This window comes from Clostridium sp. C8 (assembly GCF_001010885.1).
GTDB classification, from domain to species: Bacteria; Bacillota; Clostridia; order Clostridiales; family Clostridiaceae; genus Clostridium; species Clostridium sartagoforme.
This window is the reverse complement of the sequence record NZ_LBMX01000081.1, coordinates 1-17943: the sequence shown is the minus strand read 5'-3', so window position 1 is coordinate 17943 and position 17943 is coordinate 1. Positions and strand designations below refer to the sequence as shown.

Sequence of the window (17943 nt, the reverse complement as noted above, 5' to 3'; positions counted from 1 at the left end):
TTATCGTAGCCTTTATATTCGCAATTTAAATTTTATTTTTTTGATAATAAATATAATAATAATGATAATTTAAAATGAAAAGGTTTATTTAACTTTATAAGTATGATAGTATTTTATTAATTATAAATTAAGGAGGCTTTTAAAATATGGCAAAGCATTTACACATAATGGCTAATGAAGGAGATATAGCAGAAACAGTACTATTACCAGGAGACCCATTAAGAGCTAAGTTTATAGCTGAAAATTATTTGGAAAACCCTGTTTGTTATAATGAAGTTAGAGGAATGTATGGTTATACTGGTACATACAAAGGAAAAAGAATATCTGTACAAGGAACAGGAATGGGCTTACCATCACATTCTATATATGTAAATGAATTAATTCAATTTTATGGAGCAAAAAGACTTATTAGAATTGGATCAGCAGGATCAATTAATGAAGATGTTAATGTAAGAGATGTAGTATTAGCACAAAGTGCCTCAACAAACTCAGCAATAAATAAAAGAAGATTTCAAGGTATGGACTATGCTCCAACTGCAAACTTTAATCTTTTATTAGAAGCTTATAATAAAGGAAAAGAAAAAGGTTTAAACATTAAGGTTGGTAATGTTTTATCTTCAGATTTATTTTATGATGATACTAATGTAGGAATAAAGCTATGGGCTGATTATGGTTGTTTAGCTGTAGAAATGGAATCAGCAGAACTTTATACACTAGCTGCAAAGTTTGGAGTAGAAGCATTATCTATACTAACAATTTCTGATCATATATTTAAAGGAATAGAAACTACTCCTGAAGAAAGGCAAAAAAGTTTTACTGATATGATGGAGATAGCCTTAGAATTAGCAAAATAATATTTGCATAATGAAGACAGTAGATAAAAACTTCTACTGTCTTCATTACATTTAAATTATAAATCTATATATTAAAATTAGTAGCAATTAAATAGCTAATATATTTAGTTAAGTAAAATGCTAAAAATAAAAGTATACATATTGTAATTTTGCAAAAAATAATTTAGAAAGAAGGTGTTTAATTTGATTGATATATCACTATTAGGTTGTGGTGGAGGAATGCCTATGCCAAATAGAAATTTATCATCTTTATTTATGAATTATAGAGGAAGAAAAATATTAATAGATTGTGGCGAAGGAACACAAGTAACAATAAGAAAAATGGGGCTTGGATTTAAAGCAATAGATTTAATTTTAATAACACACTTTCATGGAGATCATATTGTAGGACTTCCTGGGCTTCTTTCAACAATAGGAAATAGTGGAAGAGAACATCCTTTAACTATAGTTGGGCCTATAGGAATTACTAATGTAGTAAATAGTCTTAGGGTTATTGCTCCTTATTTACCTTATGATTTAAATATAATAGAAAATCCTACAAAATTATATTTAAATCTAAAAAAAGATATACTTCAAATAGACACAAGTGAAAAAAGTGATTTGGTTTTAAAAACTATAGAACTTGAACATTCAGCTATTTGTTTAGGATATAGTCTTTATTTTAAAAGGAAGAAAAAGTTTGATATAAATAAAGCTACCAATATGAATATACCAAAAATTTTATGGAATAGATTACAAAAGGAAGAAAAGATAGTTTATGAAGGGATAAGATATGACTACACTATGGTTTTAGGAGAAGAAAGAAAAGGAATTAAATTAAGTTTTATAACTGATACAAGACCTCTAAGTAATATATGTAATTTTATAAAAGATAGTGATTTATTTATCTGTGAAGGTACTTATGGAGATGATAATGACATAGATAAAGCTATAAAAAATAAGCATATGACCTTTAGAGAAGCAGCAACTTTAGCCAAGAATGGTGAAGTGAAAGAAATGCTTTTAACTCACTTTAGTCCTGCTATGATTAATCCAAATGAATATTTAGAAAATGCAACAGAAGTTTTCAATAATGTAACAATAGGAGAAGATGAAATAATAAAAACCTTAAAGTTTACATAGTAATCTTTAAGGCTTTTATAAAAATTAACTACTAGAAGAAGCTGCTATAGCAGCAGAAGAAGCCGCAGTTGCTGCTGCTATTTGCATTATAAGAACAATATTTAAAGATATATTATTAGTTGTCTCAATTAACTTCTCTTTAGTTAAGGAATCACTATTTTCTATAAATTCTAATGAAAGTAAGGATGCTATTATCATATTTCTTACAGTTGATCCTAAAGAGAAACTTCCGAATCCATGTTGCTTTTTTAGATAATTATTTGCTGAATTTAAATCAGTAGCAAATTTCTCGTAATCTATATTGGTGAGAGCAGCAACACCTAAAATTGGAAGAGAATAGCTTTTTAAAGGAACAGAATGATTTCTTAAAATTTTATCTAACAAAAGTACTTTATTACATTTTTCTTGTGGGAATCCTTCGAAGAGAGATAGTATATGAGATAAAGCTTGAAGATTATTTCCACTATAAAAACCATTATTTTTTAGAATATTATAACATTCTTCCATATCTATAAATGTTTGTTCTACGTTATTTGAAGTTGTTGCAATAAGAGCTGCAGCACAAATATCTTCCTGACCAGTTAAAAATAAATGATTTTTTTTCATAGTATCATAAGCTTTTCTAGTATTTACAACTATTAAATCGACATCATTTATATTTCTATAATTATAGATTATTTGAGCTGCTAAAACTAAAAATTGATTATTGAAGAAATGATTTTTTAATTTATTATATATTATTATAATATCATTAAAACTTTCTTCAGGATTATTTTGTATAGACAAATTGACAGCAGTAGTTAAAAGATTATTACCTCTAAAGTTAGAAAAAATAGAAGAGTTATTCCTTATTATATCTATACAATTGTTAATTTTTTCTACATCTGCATTTCTATTTCTTAATGTTAAGTTTAAAGCGTTACATTTTTTAAAAGTACCCATACCAAGGGTTGATTTTACATTATCTAATAGCTTACTATTTTTAATAAGTAGTTCAATTTTATCATCTACCATAAACTCTCATCTCCTTAAAATTTATAATAATATTATAACTATAAATTAAAATTAATTCAATACAAAAAAACTCTTTATAAGATAAAAAATAACTCATAACATCATATAAGTTTATAAGTATTTAAATTTGAGTATATTAACATTAGTGATATAATGGTAATATGTAGTAAAATATGGAGGTTAGATAAAATGAAAAAAAGTAATAAAGTGAAAGTAATTATTTTATTTATGATTACAATGCTATTGACGTTGACAAGCTGTAAAGGAGAAGTAGAAGAAACTATAATAGACGATAAAGAAGTAAAAGAAGTATCAGTAGTTGTACCAAATGGGGTTCCAGCTACAGCAATTTCAAAGCTTATAAAAGAAAATATACAGGTTGATAATAAGCACATTATTAATTATTCTATAGAAAATACAGCAGATACATTAGCAACTGCAGTTATGAAAGGAGAACCAGATATAGCTATAGTACCATCTAACATTGCAGCACAAGCTTATAATAAAGGTCTTGGATATAAGTTAGTTGGAACAACTGGCTTCGGAGCTTTATATTTGATTTCAACTGAAGGTGAAATAAATTTTAATGACATTAAAGGAAAAGAGATATATAACATAGCTAATGGATTAACTCCTGATATAGTTTTTAAAGCTTTATTAAAGCAAAATGGAATTTTAAATGATGTTACTTTAAGTTATGTTGGAGGTGCTACAGAATTAGCACCAGCTATATTAAGTGGAAAAGCTAAATATGCAGTTGTTCCTGAACCAGCTTTAACAACTATATTAAGTAAAAAACCTAATATAAGTATAGTGGCTAGTTTAAATGACTTATGGAAAGAACAATTTAATAGTGAAAAAGGTTTTCCACAGGCAAGTATAATAGTTAAGGAAGAAATAATAGCCAATGATAAAGATTTTCTTGAAAAGTTTATAACTAAAGTAGATGAATCAGTTAAATGGGTAAATGATAATAATAAAGAAGCAGCACAATATTCAGTTGAAAATGGTTCACAAGTAGAAACCTCTATAACAGAAAAGTCAATAAAAAATAGTAATATAAGCTTTTCAAAGGCAAAAGATAATAAAGAGGATTATATAGATTACTTTAAAGTTTTAGAAAGTGAAAATTCAAAATCAATAGGAGAAAAGGTACCAGATGAAAAATTCTTCTATGAAGGATAAAAGAATAATATTCATATCACTACTTATAATAGTAGTGATATGGATAATTTTATCCAATAAAATTAACAATTCTATTTATTTGCCTAAGATAAGTGAAATATTAATAGAAATAATAAGTATAGTAAAAGAAAAGCAATTTTTATTAAATATAATAAATTCATTATTAAGAGGCTTCATAAGTTTTTTTATAGCACTAATAATAGCTGTGTTCCTAGGGATAGTATCAAGCTTCAATAAATTTATCTACAATTTTTTATATCCAGTAAACTCAATATTAAAATCAATACCAACAATAGCTTTTATACTAATTGCACTAATTTGGTTAAATAAAAATTATGCACCTTATTTAATTGGAATTGTAATAGCTTTTCCAATATTATATGAAACAACAATTAATTCACTTATAAATGGAAATAGTTATTTAAATGAAATGGTTGAAGCTTTTAGGGTTAGTTTTTTTGATAAACTTTTTAATATACATATTCAATCAATAATAATAAGTATATCATCTATAGCAACATCGACTTTTTCCTTAGTTTTGAAAGTAGTAATTGCAGGAGAAGTTTATGGACAACCGTCTTATGGAATAGGAAGTGCTATACAAGGTGAAAAAATTAACTTTAATACACCAGGTATATTTGCATGGATAATTATAGTAGCAATGCTATGCTATGTAACTGATAAATTTATTATATGTTTTTTAAATATTCTTATTAAAGATAGGAGATATATGATTGATTAAATTTAATAATATTAATATTAGCTTTGGAGATAAAGTGTTATATGATAATTTTTCAATAGAATTTCAGGAAAATGCTATAAATTATATAATGGGTGAATCTGGAATAGGAAAAACTACTTTAATAAAATATATAAAAGATGATTTATTTTTGAAAAATGTTGATATTAGTGTTGTTTTTCAAGAAAGTAGATTAATACCCTGGAAGAATATTTATAAGAATTTAGAAATAGTAATAAAAAATAAAGTTATGAAAGAAGATAGAAAAATAAAAATTAAAACGATATTACAAAATATGAATTTAATAAATTGCGAAAAGTTGTATCCTCACGAGCTAAGCGGTGGAATGCAACAAAGAGTAAGTATAGCTAGAGCACTACTCTATAATGGAGAAATTTTTATTATGGATGAACCGTTTAAGGGATTAGATAAAGAAAATAAAGAAAATGTCATTAGATTTATAAAGGAATATATATATGAAAATTCTAAAACGGCAATAGTAATAAGTCATGATATAGAAGAAGCAAAGAGGTTTGCTGATAAAATAATATTACTTAAAAATGAGCCTGTTACTAAAGAGATAATTAAATAGTTATGTTTAAGCGTAGAATTGCTAAAACTTTTACAAGGGAAATGCTTAAAGAATATTAAATGCAATAAATTTGAATTAATAGAAGTAATAAAGGAAAAACTAATATTGAGGATAAAATTTAATTAATGATATAGTTTACAGAAGGATTATTATAGAAAATCTAGAATATAATAAGTATAAGTTTAAGGATAATAATTTAAAATACTTAAAGGATGGAAATTATGCCAAAGGTCATTAATATAATCGGAGAAAAATCAAATGTGGGAAAAACATTTGTAATTGAAGGTTTAATAAGAGAATTAAGAAGTAGAAATTTAAGTGTAGCAACAATTAAACATGATATTCATGAATTTGATATTGATAAAAAAGGAAAAGATACATATAAACATAGAGAAGCAGGTTCAGAAACTATAATAATATCCTCTAGTTCTAGACTTGCGATAATAAAAGAATTAAAAGAAGAAACTAAATTTTATGATCTAATAAATATAGCTATAGATAAAGATATAATTTTAGTAGAAGGATATAAGAAAAGTAATTTAAGAAAGATAGAAGTATATAGAAATGGTGTTAGTAGTAAAATAATAACGCCTAAGAATAATCTTATAGCAATAGCAAGTGATGTAAACTTAAGATTAGATAATATTTTAGTTGTAGATAAAAATGATTTTAAAGAACTTGCTAATTTAATAGAGAAAGAAGAAGATTTTAAATTTGAAAATTATCAATAATATTTTCTAGAGCATAGTATTACCTAAGGATACAATCTATGGATTCTATGCCTGAATTATAAATTCACAGGGTGTTTATTTGAAAAAATAGCATCTCCACGATTTGGGAAGGAAAATAAGTTGACTTAAGTATATAATTACTTATAAAATATAAATTTTAAAATAATATTAAGGTTAATTTTAAGATTTATACATTAAGTAGATTTTAGCACTATAAAAGGTGTTTATTTATATTTAAATTAAAAGCTTATTACTCACCCAATTTATGAGTAATAAGCTTTTTATATAGAAAATACAAAGCAATATTATTTTAAAAGAATTATTATATAAATTTTAAAGGAGGAAGAATGTGAGATCCTTTATATCATTAAATGAAGCACTGGAAATATTAAACGAAAATGTAGATAATTTAGATATTGAAGAAGTAGATTTAATTAATGGATTAAATAGAGTAGTATCTGAAAATATATATGCACAAATAAACAATCCACCTTTTAATAAATCTGCCATGGATGGATATGCATTTATTTGTAATAATAAAGAATTAATTAATAAAAGATTAAAGATAATTGATAAGGTTTATGCAGGAGGAGTCTGTAATAACATTGTAAGTGAAGAAACAGCAATTAAAATAATGACAGGAGCACCAATTCCAAAAGGAGCAAATGCTGTTATAAAACAAGAAGATGTAGTTATAGAAGAAGATTATATTATTTTAAGAAAAAATATAAATGAAAATGAGAATATTTGTATAAAGGGAGAAGATATATTACAAGGAAGCTTACTTTTAAAGTCAAATAAAAAACTTAATTATGCTGACATCGGAATTTTAGCTAGTTCAGGAATAAATAAAATAAAAGTATATAAAAAGCCTAAAGTGGCATTTATAAGTACCGGTGATGAAGTTATTGATATTGGTTTTGAGCTTAAAGAAGGAAAAATTTATAACAGTAATAAATATTCTATATTATCTAGATTAGGTGAACTTGGATATGATGTTAAATATATTAGTCATATAAATGATGATTCTAAGGAAATAGGTAATTGTATTGAACAATTGTCTAAGAAGGTAGATTTAATAATTACAACCGGAGGAGTTTCGGTAGGAGAAAAGGATTTACTTAAAGAAGCCATAGATATAACAAGTGGAGAAAAGCTTTTTTGGAAAATTAATATCAAACCAGGTTCAGCAGTTTTATGTAGTAAGATAAATAAGTCAATTATACTAAGTTTATCAGGTAATCCAACAGCTGCACTAACAACTTTCGAACTATTAGTTAAGCCAACTCTTGAGAAATTATCTGGATATAAAGAAATCAAAATAAATAGAGAAAAAGCAATATTATTACAAGACATCAAAAAGAAAAGTCCTCAAAGAAGATTCATAAGAGGATATGTAGAAATTGATAATTATAGACAATATGTACATATAACACAAACTAAATCAGGAAATGGAATACTTAGTTCTGCAATAAATTCAAATTGTATAATTGAAATAGAAGTTAATAATGATGGAAAAAGTAAAGGTGATTTAGTAGATATTATAAAACTTTAGGAGAAAAGATGATAAATAAAACATTAGCTATTTTAGCAGGTGGAAAAAGCAGTAGGATGAATTATAATAACAAAGCATTATTACTTTTTAAAGAAAAAACATTTATAGAAAGTATAATATATGAAGGAAAGGATTTTGATGAAGTAATAATTATATCTAATAATAAAGAAGATTATACACAGTTTGGTTTGAAAGTTTTTAATGATATTTATTTAGGAAATGGGCCTTTATCCGGAATACATTCAGCACTTAAAAATTCGAGAAATGAGAAGGTTTTTTGTATTGCTTGTGACATGCCTTTAATTACAAAAAATATCTTAAAGTTTATAAGTGATATAAATGAAGAATATGAAGTTTTAGTACCTAAAATAAATGAAAAACTTCAACCATTATGTGCCATATATTCTAAAGGACTAATTCCTAGAGCTGAAGAAGCTTTAATAAATAATGAAAATAAATTAAAAAAGTTTATAATGTCAACAAAATATAAAGTGTTAGAAGATAAAAAATATAAAGTGCTAAGTGAAAAAGAGTTTTCAAATATAAATACAATTAATGAATATAATGATTTGGAGGAAATTTAATGTACACTGTTGGAATAATAACAAGTAGTGATAAAGGGTATATAGGAGAGAGAGAAGACAAAAGTGGAGCAGTTATTAAAGAAATAGTAGAAAATGCAGGTTTCAAAGTAGAAAAAATGATGATTGTACCTGATGAAAATGAGATGTTAAAAAAAGAATTTATATATATGAGTGATGAACTAAAGGTTAATTTAATATTAAGTACAGGTGGTACTGGATTCTCCAAAAGAGATATAACTCCAGAGGCAACCAAAGAAATAATTGATAGAGAAGCACCAGGAATTTGTGAAGCTATAAGAATGTATAGTCTTCAAATAACTAAAAGAGCAATGCTTTCAAGAGCCGTATCAGGTATAAGAAAAGATACATTAATAGTAAATTTGCCAGGAAGTCCAAAAGCTTGTAAAGAAGCTTTAGATTTTATATTAGATGAGCTAAAACATGGAATTGATATTTTAACTGGGGAATCAAAGGAATGTGCGAGAAAGTAAACATAATTATATTTAAAAAAATTATTAGAAATATTATTAATTTTATAGGAGATTAAGTAAAATGAAAATGATAAGTGTATATGATTCTGTTGGGTGTATATTATCTCATGATGTTACTCAAATAATACCAGGAGAATTCAAAGGAAGACTTTTTAAAAAGGGTCATGTTATAAAAGAGGAAGATATTGAAAAATTATTATCCATAGGCAAAGAGCATATTTATGTATGGGAACCTAGTGAAGGAGAATTACATGAAAATGATGCTGCAATTAGGATTTCAAACCTTGTACTTGGAGAGGGTGTCTGTAAATCAAAAGAAATCAAAGAAGGAAAAGTGGACTTTTTTGCAGATATAGATGGAGTTTTAAAAATAAATAAAGATGAATTATTTAAACTTAATAGTCTTGGAGAAATAATAGTATCAACACTACATAATAATACTCCAATAAGAAAAGGCGAGAAAATAGGTGCAACAAGAGTTATTCCATTAATAATTGATGAAGATAAGATAATTAATGCAGAAAAATTAATAAAAAATAAAATTATATATGTAGAAGAAATAAAGCCTAAAAAGTGTTTGCTTATAACAACAGGTAATGAAGTCTATAATGGAAGAATAAAAGATGCCTTTTTACCTGTTATTAAATCTAAGCTTGGATATTATGGCAGTGAAGTTATAAAGCAAGTTATTTTACCAGATTCTAAAGAAAGAATAATAGAAGAAATAAAAAATGGATTAAATGATAATGTAGATATGATTATATGTACAGGTGGAATGTCAGTAGATCCAGATGATGTAACGCCAACAGCTATAAAAGAATGTGGCGGAGAACTTGTTACTTATGGATCACCAGTATTACCAGGAGCTATGTTCTTATTAGCTTATTATAAAGATACACCTATACTTGGAGTGCCAAGTTGTGCAATGTATTCAAAAAGAACAGTATTAGATTTAGTACTACCAAGAGTACTATCAGATGAAAAATTAACTTTAGAGGATATAGCAGCTTATGGACATGGAGGATTGTGCTTAGATTGTAAGATTTGTACTTTTCCACATTGTTCTTTTGGAAAGTAGGAGGATATAATGAATAGTAAATTTACTCATTTTGATAATAATGGCAATGCAAAGATGGTAGATGTATCAGAAAAGAAGAAAACTGAAAGAGTTGCAATTGCAATTTCTAAAATAAAAGTAAGTAAAGAAACATTAGAACTTATAAAAAAAGGGGAAATAGGTAAAGGGGATGTTTTAGGAGTGGCTAGAGTTGCGGGAATAATGGCTAGTAAGCAAACATCTAATTTAATACCTATGTGTCACCCTTTAATGATATCGAGTTGTAATATAGATTTTGAAATAAATGATGAAGATAGTAGTATTGAAATTAAAGCAACTGTAAAAATAGTAGATAAAACAGGAGTTGAAATGGAGGCTTTAACTGCAGCTACGATTTCAGCATTAACAATATATGATATGTGTAAAGCTGTAGATAAAAGAATGGTTATAGAGTACACTCATTTACTAAAAAAAACAGGGGGGAAGAGTGGAGAGTTTGATTTTTATGATAGCTCTTTAAAATAATATGAAAGATAAATATGGCAGAGAAATAGACTATTTAAGAATTTCATTAACTGATAACTGTAATTTAAGATGCATATATTGTATGGAAGAAAAAGATAATAATTTTCTTAAAAATGAAGATAAACTAACTAATGATGAAATATGTAAAATAGTATGTGAAAGTGCAAAGCTTGGTATAAAAAAAGTTCGATTTACTGGCGGAGAGCCTTTAGTTAGAAAAGATATATTAGAACTTATGCAAAGAATAAATAATATACCATCTATAAAAGAAATATATTTAACTACAAATGGAATATTACTAGAAGAAAATCTAGAGATTTTTTCGAAGTCCGGATTAAAAGGTGTTAATATAAGTTTAGATTCCTTAAATGAAGAGAATTTTAAGAAATTAACTAGATTAGGAGATTTGAAAAAGGTACTATCAGCAATAGATAAATGTATATCACTTGGAATTAAAGTAAAATTAAATACTGTTATAATAAAAGGAATTAATGACAAGGAGATAATAGATTTTGTTAATTTAACTTTAAAGAATCCAATAGATGTAAGGTTTATAGAACTTATGCCAATTGGGGTAGGAAGCAAATATAAAGGAATTAATAATGAAGATATTATAGAAACTATTAAAAATAATTATAAGAAATTTGAAGAAGTTAAAAAAAATAAAAGTGGGGGTCCAGCAACTTATATAAAATTAAATGGTGCTAAAGGTAAAATTGGATTTATAAGTGCAATAAGCAATTGCTTTTGCGAAGAATGTAATAGAATTAGATTAACTCCAGAAGGATTTTTGAAACAATGTTTACATTTCAATTATGGTATTGATTTAAAGAAATTAATTAGAAGTGGAGTTTCTGATAAAGATTTGTCACTTGCAATACACAATAGCATTTTTGATAAACCAGAAAAACATTTATTTATGCAGAAAAGTAAAGACAAAGAATTAAAATTTATGAATCAAATTGGAGGATAGAAATATGAGCAAAGTTTTAGCTATATGTACAAGTAAGCATAAAGGAACATTAAAAAATGAAATAGAAGAAGCAACCTTTATAGAAGAGTTTGGGATAGAAGGTGATGCTCATGCAGGTAAATGGCATAGGCAAGTAAGTTTATTAGCATTTGAAAAAATTGATGAATTTAGAAATAAAGGTGGAGACGTAGATTTTGGTGCATTTGGAGAAAATTTAGTAATAGATGAAATTGAGCTAAATAAACTTCCAGTTGGACAAAGATTAACAGTAGGAGAAGTACTTTTAGAAGTAACTCAAATTGGTAAGGAATGTCATGATAAGTGTGCTATATATTATCAAGTTGGAGAATGTATAATGCCGAAAAATGGTATATTTACTAGGGTATTAAGGGGCGGAAAAGTAAGAGTTGGAGATGAGTGCAATTTAATAAATATGGAAAGGAAAGTATTTTCCTTGTAACGAAAACATCTTAGCATTTAGTTATGAAATAATTGAATGCTAAGATGTTTTTACTTTTTAGAGTAGCAAAAAAATTAATTTTATGGATATTTTTATGATATCTTCATTTTACATAGGTTATGTATTTTTATTAAATGAATACAAGAAGTAAATATTAGAAATAATATTTATAAAATGAATAGATTTAAAGGAGAAATTATATGAGAATTGTTAGATCTACTTGCAATTATTGTTCTATAGCATGCAATTTTGATTTCCATGTTAACGAAAATGATTTTATAGAAAGGGTAGTACCAGCAAAGAATTATCCTGTGAATAAAGGTTTTTGTTGTATTAAAGGTCTTAATTTAGATAAACAAAATACTATTTATGAGAACCCAGTACTGCCACTTTTAAAAAATAAAAAAGGACAGTTTGAACATATATCTTGGGGAGAAGCATTTAATATATTTGCGAATAAGATTAAAGATATACAAAATCGGTATGGAAAAGAAAGTTTTGCATTTTTAAGTACAGGGCAGTTATGTACTGAAGAAATGGCACTAGCTGGACATATAGGAAGAAATTTTTTAGGTGGTAATGGAGATGGAAATACTAGACTTTGTATGGCAACTGCAGTTGTAGCATATAAACAAAGTTTTGGCTTTGATTCACCGCCATACACCTTTGAAGATTTAGAACTATCCGATGTAGCAATATTTATTGGCTGTAATCCGGTAGTAGCTCATCCAATTCTTTGGAGAAGACTTGTTGATGGAAGAGGTGAAGATTCAAAACTTATAGTAATTGACCCAAGAAAAAGTGAGACAGTTAGTAATGCAGATATTTGGATTGATTTAAAACCAAAGAGTGATTTAAGACTTTTATATACATTAGCAAATGTGCTAATTGAAAAAGAATGGATAGATAAAGAGTTTATAAAAAATAGCACCGAAGACTTTGAAGGCTTTAAAAGCCATGTTAAAAAATATGATATAAATGATATTGAAGAGCATACAGGAATATCCAAAGGAAGAATATTAGATCTTGCAAAAATAATTCATGAAGGAAAAAGAGTATCGTTTTGGTGGACTATGGGGGTAAATCAAGGATATCAAGCAGTTAGAACTGCACAGGCTATAATAAATTTGGCGCTTATGACTGGAAATATAGGAAAACCTGGAACAGGAGCAAATTCAATAACAGGGCAATGAAATGCTATGGGATCAAGATTATTTAGTAATACAACAGGACTTTACGGAGGCGGAGAATATAGTAATAAGGATAGAAGAAAAGTTGTAGCAGAAGCCTTAGATATTGATGAAGATATGTTACCTAAAAAATCAAGTATTCCATATGATCAAATAATTGAAGGCATTAATAAAGGAGAAATAAAAGCTCTTTGGGTGATAGCTACAAATCCAGCAGCATCTTTTATAAATAATTTAGAATTTAAGAAAGCTGCTGAAAAACTAGAATTCTTAGCTCTTCAAGATATTTATAGCGATACAGAAACTGCTAAATATGCGCATCTTATACTTCCATCAACAAATGGATTAAAAAAGGAAGGGGTTCTCATAAATACAGAAAGAAGAATATCTAAAATTCAACCAGTAATTCCTAAAAAGGAAAATGAATTATCAGACTATGATATAATGCTAGGAATTGGCGAAGCTATTGGAATGGGAAAACTTTTGGAGAAATGGAGAACTCCAAAGGATGCTTTTGAAACAATAAGAGAATGTACTAAGGATATGCCTTGTGATATTACAGGAGTAGAATATGATGATTTAATAGTATCGCAAGGAATACAATGGCCATTTAGAAAAGGAGAGAAATTAGATAGTAAAGAGAGAAGACTCTTTGAAGATAAAAAGTTTTATACTCCTAGTAAAAAAGCCAAATTTATTTATGAGGATATAAGTGAAATGCCATATGAGCAAAATAAGGAATACCCCTATATTTTAAGTACAGGAAGGGCCACTGCAGGTCAATGGCATACACAAACAAGAACAAGGGAAATTCCAGCAGTAGAAGCAATAATTGTTAAAGAAGGATATATAAATATTAATACAGATACGGCAGAAAAGCTTGGCATTAGAGAAAATGAAAAAGTTAAGGTAACTGCACCTAATGGATTAAGCAATAATTTTCTAGTTAAGTTAACTAGAACTGTAAAGAAAGATCATGTTTTTGTACCAATGCATTATATAGAGTCAAACTCTGTATTACCATCAGTGTTTGACACTTATTCAAGAGAGCCTAATTATAAGTATGTACCAGTAAAAATAGAAAAAATAAATTAGGAGATTAATATGAAAAGAATAAAAATAAATAGAAAAAAATGTATAGGATGCTTAACTTGTGTTACGGCCTGTACGGTAGCTCACGGATCAAGAGATACTAGAGGTAGAATAGTTATTGATAGTGAGGGAAAGTATGCGCCTATATACTGTAGGCATTGTACTAGACCAGAATGTGTATATGCATGCCCTACTGGAGCAATGAGAAGAGATGATGAAAGTGGCTATGTAATTTATGATAAAAGTCGTTGTGCAAGTTGCTTTATGTGTATAATGGCTTGTCCTTATGGAGTATTAAAGATGGATTATCAAACTAATAGAGAAGTTATGAAATGTGATATGTGCTTATCTACTGAAAGTGAGTATCCACAATGTGTAGCTAAATGTCCTATGGGAGCTTTAACCTTAGAGGAGGTATATAAATAATGGTATATGTTATAGTTGGTGCATCAGCATCAGGAATTAATGCAGCTAAAACAATTAGAGAATATGATAAAGATGCAGAAGTTATTTTAGTATCAAAAGATGATAGAGTATATTCAAGATGTATACTTCATCATTTTTTAGATAGTAGAAGAGATATTAAGGATTTAGATTTTACTCCCAAAGATTTTTTTGATATGTATAATATAAAATGGTTAAAAGGAATTGAAGTTATAGGAATAGATATTAAAGAAAAAGTTTTATCTTTATCAAATAAGGAAAGTTTAAAATATGATAAAGTTTTACTTGCAGCTGGAGCTTCTTCTTTTTTACCACCAATAGAAAATTTAAGAACTTCTAATAATATAATTGGGCTTAGAAATTTAGATGATGCAATAAAAATCAAAGAGCTTACTAAGAAAGTTAAAAATGTTGCTATTTTAGGAGCAGGATTAGTTGGAGTTGATGCTTTAGCAGGACTTTTAGATTATGATGTGAATTTAACAATGATTGAAATGGGAGATAGAATGCTTCCCCTTCAATTAGACAAATATTCTGCAAATGTATATGAAGAAAGGTTAAGAAAAGAAGGAGTTAATTTTAAGTTTGGTGTAAGAGCAGAAAAGGTGATTGTAGATAATGATAATAATCCAGTTTCAATAAAGCTTAATACAGGAGAAGAAGTACCTTGTGAACTCATTATAGCTTGTGCTGGTGTTAGAGCAAATGTAGGATTCTTAAAAGATACTGGAATTGAATGTGATAAATTTGGACTTATAATAAATGCAAAAGGTGAAACAAATGCTAAAGATGTATATGGAGCAGGAGATATAACAGGAAGAAATCCTATTTGGCCAACGGCTGTTAAAGAAGGAATAATAGCGGCAAATAATATGGTTGGAAAAGAAACATTTATGGAAGATTACTTCGCTAGTAAAAATACGATGAATTTTTGCGGTGTGGCTACTATGTCATTAGGTATAGTTACAAAGCCTGACGATGATTATGAAGAAATAGTAGATATTGATGGTAAGGATTATAGAAAAATAATTTATAAAGATGGAGCAATTTATGGAGCTATAGTTCAAGGAGATTTATCTTATGTAGGAGTATTGACACAACTTATAAAACAAAAAATAAATGTTGATAAAGTTAAAAAACCTTTATTTGACATTGATTATTCTGACTTCTTTAATGAAACAGAAAATTTAGAATTTGTATATTGATTTAAATGAGAAATTAATAATTATAATAATGTGATAGTCATAAATATTTTATAACTATATAAGTAAAAGATTAATTAGTTTTATCAAAACCTCATTATTATCAATGCTTAATAAATGGCTTAGGAGGGAACCATGAAAGAAAATCTATTTTTGAAAAAAGTTGAGAATTTACCTATTGCGGTAGTGCCAGCTATGGTAGGTGCAGCTACATTATCTAATATTTATTATTTATTAGGATACATATGGATAAGGCACTTAACTATGTGGATTGCAACAGTTATTTTATTAACTTATATAGTTAAAATTTTATTATTTTATCCTACTTGCAAAAAAGAGTATTTTAACACGGTTCCATCTAGTCTTTATGCAGGAATAACTATGATAACTATGATTCTAGGGTCATATTATTTTGATTATAATAATAAATTTGGGAAAGGTCTATGGATTTTAGGGGTAGGGGTGCATGCAGTGCATATAGTAGTATTTACATATAATAATGTAATAAAGGGATTAAACAAAGATACTTTTCTTCCAAGTTGGTATGTGACATATAATGGAATAATGGTTTCTGTAGTTGTAGGAGCTTCTATGAAAGAGCCTTTAATAAATAAAATAGTTTTATATTATGGTATTGTGGCTCTACTAATTATATTACCATTTATGATTTTAAGATTAATAAAAGTTCCTGTAAAGGATGCAGTATTTCATACTCAAGCTATTTTGCTTGCTCCTTCAAGTCTTTGTGTGGTTTGTTATATAAATATTGAAGATAACGCTAACAATCTAGTATTATATTTATTATATCTTTTAGTTTTTGGTACGCTTTTATTCGTATTGTTAAAGCTTCCTAAATTTTTTTCCTATAAATTTACGCCATCTTTTTCAGCATTAACCTTCCCTATGGCAATAGCAACATTAGCTTCAATAAAAATGTCATCATTTCTAAATTATAAAGGATATAAATTATTAAGTAATATATTAAAAGAAATATCAGGGATACAAATATATGTTACAACAGGTATAATAGTATTTGTACTATTTAATTTTTTTATGATATTTATAAAAGACATTAAGAGTAGTTTTAAAGAAGGCATACAATAATAATGATATAAATTTTTTCTTCAAATTTATAAAAAGGTATTCACAAATGATAAAAAAAAGAGTAATATATAAGTATAAACAAACATATCGGAATAGTAGGATATAAAGGAGAGATAAAAATGAAAATAGCAAAAAGTTTAGTAGAATTAATAGGAAATACACCATTATTAGAATTATCTAATTACAATTCAGAAAAGGATCTTTTAGCAACAGTAATTGCAAAGTTAGAATATTTTAATCCAGGTGGTAGCGTAAAAGATAGAATTGGATATGGAATGATAGTAGATGCAGAGAAAAATGGAATTTTAAATAAAGATTCAGTAATAATAGAGCCAACAAGTGGAAATACGGGTATAGCGTTAGCTTTTGTTTCAGCAGCAAAGGGATACAGACTTATTTTAACAATGCCAGAAACTATGAGTTTAGAAAGAAGAAATCTTCTAAAAGCTCTAGGGGCAGAATTAGTGCTTACACCTGGAACAGAAGGTATGAAAGGTGCAATAGCTAAAGCAAATGAACTTAAGGATACAATTGAAAATTCAGTTATTTTACAACAATTTGAAAATCCATCTAATCCAGAAATTCATAGAAATACAACTGCAGAAGAAATCTGGAGAGATACGGATGGAAAAGTTGATATATTTGTAGGTGGAGTTGGTACAGGAGGTACTATTACAGGAGTTGGAGAAGTTTTAAAAGCTAAAAATCCTAATGTTAAGATAGTTGCAGTTGAACCAAAAAATTCTCCAGTTATATCTGGTGGAAATCCAGGGCCTCATAAAATTCAAGGTATAGGAGCAGGATTTATACCTAAAAATTTAAATGTTTCAATTATAGATGAAGTTATTACTGTTGACAATGAAGATGCATTTAATGCTTCAAAAGATCTTTCAAGAACAGAGGGATTATTAGTAGGGATATCAGCAGGAGCAGCAATAGTTGCAGCACAAGAATTAGCAAAAAGGGAAGAAAATAAAGGGAAGAATATCGTAGTACTTTTACCAGATACGGCATAGCCATCAAGCTTAC

18 protein-coding genes, 1 pseudogene and 1 riboswitch are annotated in these 17943 nt (G+C 27.3%); of the genes and pseudogenes, 18 read left to right on the top strand and 1 reads right to left on the bottom strand.

What is annotated here, in order from left to right; translation table 11 throughout:
• Positions 1-146: 146 nt before the first annotated feature.
• Together deoD and AAT22_RS11525 are read left to right on the top strand one after the other, a co-directional pair.
• Positions 147-854, top strand: a complete 708-nt coding sequence (gene deoD / locus AAT22_RS11530) for a purine-nucleoside phosphorylase (RefSeq protein WP_016206746.1) — start codon at positions 147-149, stop codon at positions 852-854.
• A 183-nt stretch (positions 855-1037) separates the two neighbouring features.
• Entirely contained in the window at positions 1038-1976 is a 939-nt protein-coding gene (locus tag AAT22_RS11525) for a ribonuclease Z (protein WP_047001344.1), read from the top strand.
• Between the two features lie 24 nt (positions 1977-2000).
• On the opposite strand, the gene AAT22_RS11520 is transcribed toward AAT22_RS11525, so the two are convergent.
• Positions 2001-2990, bottom strand: a complete 990-nt coding sequence (locus AAT22_RS11520; protein ID WP_047001343.1) for a DUF4003 family protein — start codon at positions 2988-2990, stop codon at positions 2001-2003.
• A 189-nt stretch (positions 2991-3179) separates the two neighbouring features.
• On the opposite strand from AAT22_RS11520, the gene AAT22_RS11515 reads away from it, so the two are divergent.
• The 16 genes and pseudogenes from AAT22_RS11515 to cysK all read left to right on the top strand — a co-directional run bounded on the left by AAT22_RS11515 (position 3180) and on the right by cysK (position 17930).
• Entirely contained in the window at positions 3180-4175 is a 996-nt protein-coding gene (locus AAT22_RS11515) for an MqnA/MqnD/SBP family protein (protein ID WP_047001342.1), read from the top strand.
• The gene (locus AAT22_RS11510) at positions 4150-4917 is read left to right on the top strand and encodes an ABC transporter permease subunit (protein WP_016206750.1); all 768 of its coding nucleotides are present in this window, start codon (positions 4150-4152) and stop codon (positions 4915-4917) included. Before AAT22_RS11515 ends, AAT22_RS11510 begins: the two co-directional genes overlap by 26 nt.
• Complete coding sequence (locus AAT22_RS11505; protein WP_016206751.1) at positions 4910-5506, top strand: ATP-binding cassette domain-containing protein; 597 nt, start codon at positions 4910-4912, stop codon at positions 5504-5506. The genes AAT22_RS11510 and AAT22_RS11505 overlap by 8 nt, the downstream gene beginning before the upstream one ends.
• Positions 5507-5727: 221 nt before the next feature.
• The gene (gene mobB / locus AAT22_RS11500) at positions 5728-6237 is read left to right on the top strand and encodes a molybdopterin-guanine dinucleotide biosynthesis protein B (RefSeq protein WP_016206752.1); all 510 of its coding nucleotides are present in this window, start codon (positions 5728-5730) and stop codon (positions 6235-6237) included.
• Positions 6229-6367, top strand: a riboswitch (molybdenum cofactor riboswitch). Its footprint overlaps the gene before it by 9 nt.
• A 219-nt stretch (positions 6368-6586) precedes the next feature.
• Entirely contained in the window at positions 6587-7792 is a 1206-nt protein-coding gene (locus tag AAT22_RS11495; protein ID WP_047001341.1) for a molybdopterin molybdotransferase MoeA, read from the top strand.
• A gap of 8 nt (positions 7793-7800) precedes the next feature.
• Positions 7801-8376, top strand: coding sequence for a molybdenum cofactor guanylyltransferase (locus tag AAT22_RS11490; RefSeq protein WP_016206754.1), 576 nt, complete (start codon positions 7801-7803; stop codon positions 8374-8376).
• The gene (locus AAT22_RS11485; protein WP_047001340.1) at positions 8376-8867 is read left to right on the top strand and encodes a MogA/MoaB family molybdenum cofactor biosynthesis protein; all 492 of its coding nucleotides are present in this window, start codon (positions 8376-8378) and stop codon (positions 8865-8867) included. The genes AAT22_RS11490 and AAT22_RS11485 overlap by 1 nt, the downstream gene beginning before the upstream one ends.
• 61 nt (positions 8868-8928) lie before the next feature.
• Positions 8929-9945: a molybdopterin-binding protein gene (locus tag AAT22_RS11480; protein WP_047001339.1), complete on the top strand. Its 1017-nt coding sequence runs from the start codon at positions 8929-8931 to the stop codon at positions 9943-9945.
• 9 nt (positions 9946-9954) lie between these two features.
• Positions 9955-10449: a cyclic pyranopterin monophosphate synthase MoaC gene (gene moaC, locus AAT22_RS11475; RefSeq protein ID WP_047001338.1), complete on the top strand. Its 495-nt coding sequence runs from the start codon at positions 9955-9957 to the stop codon at positions 10447-10449.
• A gap of 1 nt (position 10450) precedes the next feature.
• Positions 10451-11422: a GTP 3',8-cyclase MoaA gene (gene moaA / locus AAT22_RS11470; protein WP_047001337.1), complete on the top strand. Its 972-nt coding sequence runs from the start codon at positions 10451-10453 to the stop codon at positions 11420-11422.
• 4 nt (positions 11423-11426) lie between these two features.
• Complete coding sequence (locus AAT22_RS11465) at positions 11427-11882, top strand: MOSC domain-containing protein (RefSeq protein ID WP_047001336.1); 456 nt, start codon at positions 11427-11429, stop codon at positions 11880-11882.
• 200 nt (positions 11883-12082) lie between these two features.
• Positions 12083-14167, top strand: a pseudogene (locus AAT22_RS11460) (molybdopterin oxidoreductase family protein).
• 9 nt (positions 14168-14176) lie between these two features.
• A complete protein-coding gene (locus tag AAT22_RS11455; protein ID WP_016206761.1) occupies positions 14177-14590 on the top strand; it encodes a 4Fe-4S dicluster domain-containing protein in 414 nt (137 codons plus the stop codon).
• Positions 14590-15813, top strand: coding sequence for an FAD-dependent oxidoreductase (locus AAT22_RS11450; protein ID WP_047001335.1), 1224 nt, complete (start codon positions 14590-14592; stop codon positions 15811-15813). The genes AAT22_RS11455 and AAT22_RS11450 overlap by 1 nt, the downstream gene beginning before the upstream one ends.
• Positions 15814-15945: 132 nt before the next feature.
• The gene (locus AAT22_RS11445; protein ID WP_047001334.1) at positions 15946-16914 is read left to right on the top strand and encodes a TDT family transporter; all 969 of its coding nucleotides are present in this window, start codon (positions 15946-15948) and stop codon (positions 16912-16914) included.
• 119 nt (positions 16915-17033) lie between these two features.
• Positions 17034-17930 carry a cysteine synthase A gene (gene cysK, locus AAT22_RS11440; RefSeq protein WP_047001333.1) on the top strand — a complete coding sequence of 299 codons (897 nt, stop codon included), beginning with the start codon at positions 17034-17036 and terminating at the stop codon, positions 17928-17930.
• The last annotated feature ends 13 nt before the right edge of the window (positions 17931-17943 follow it).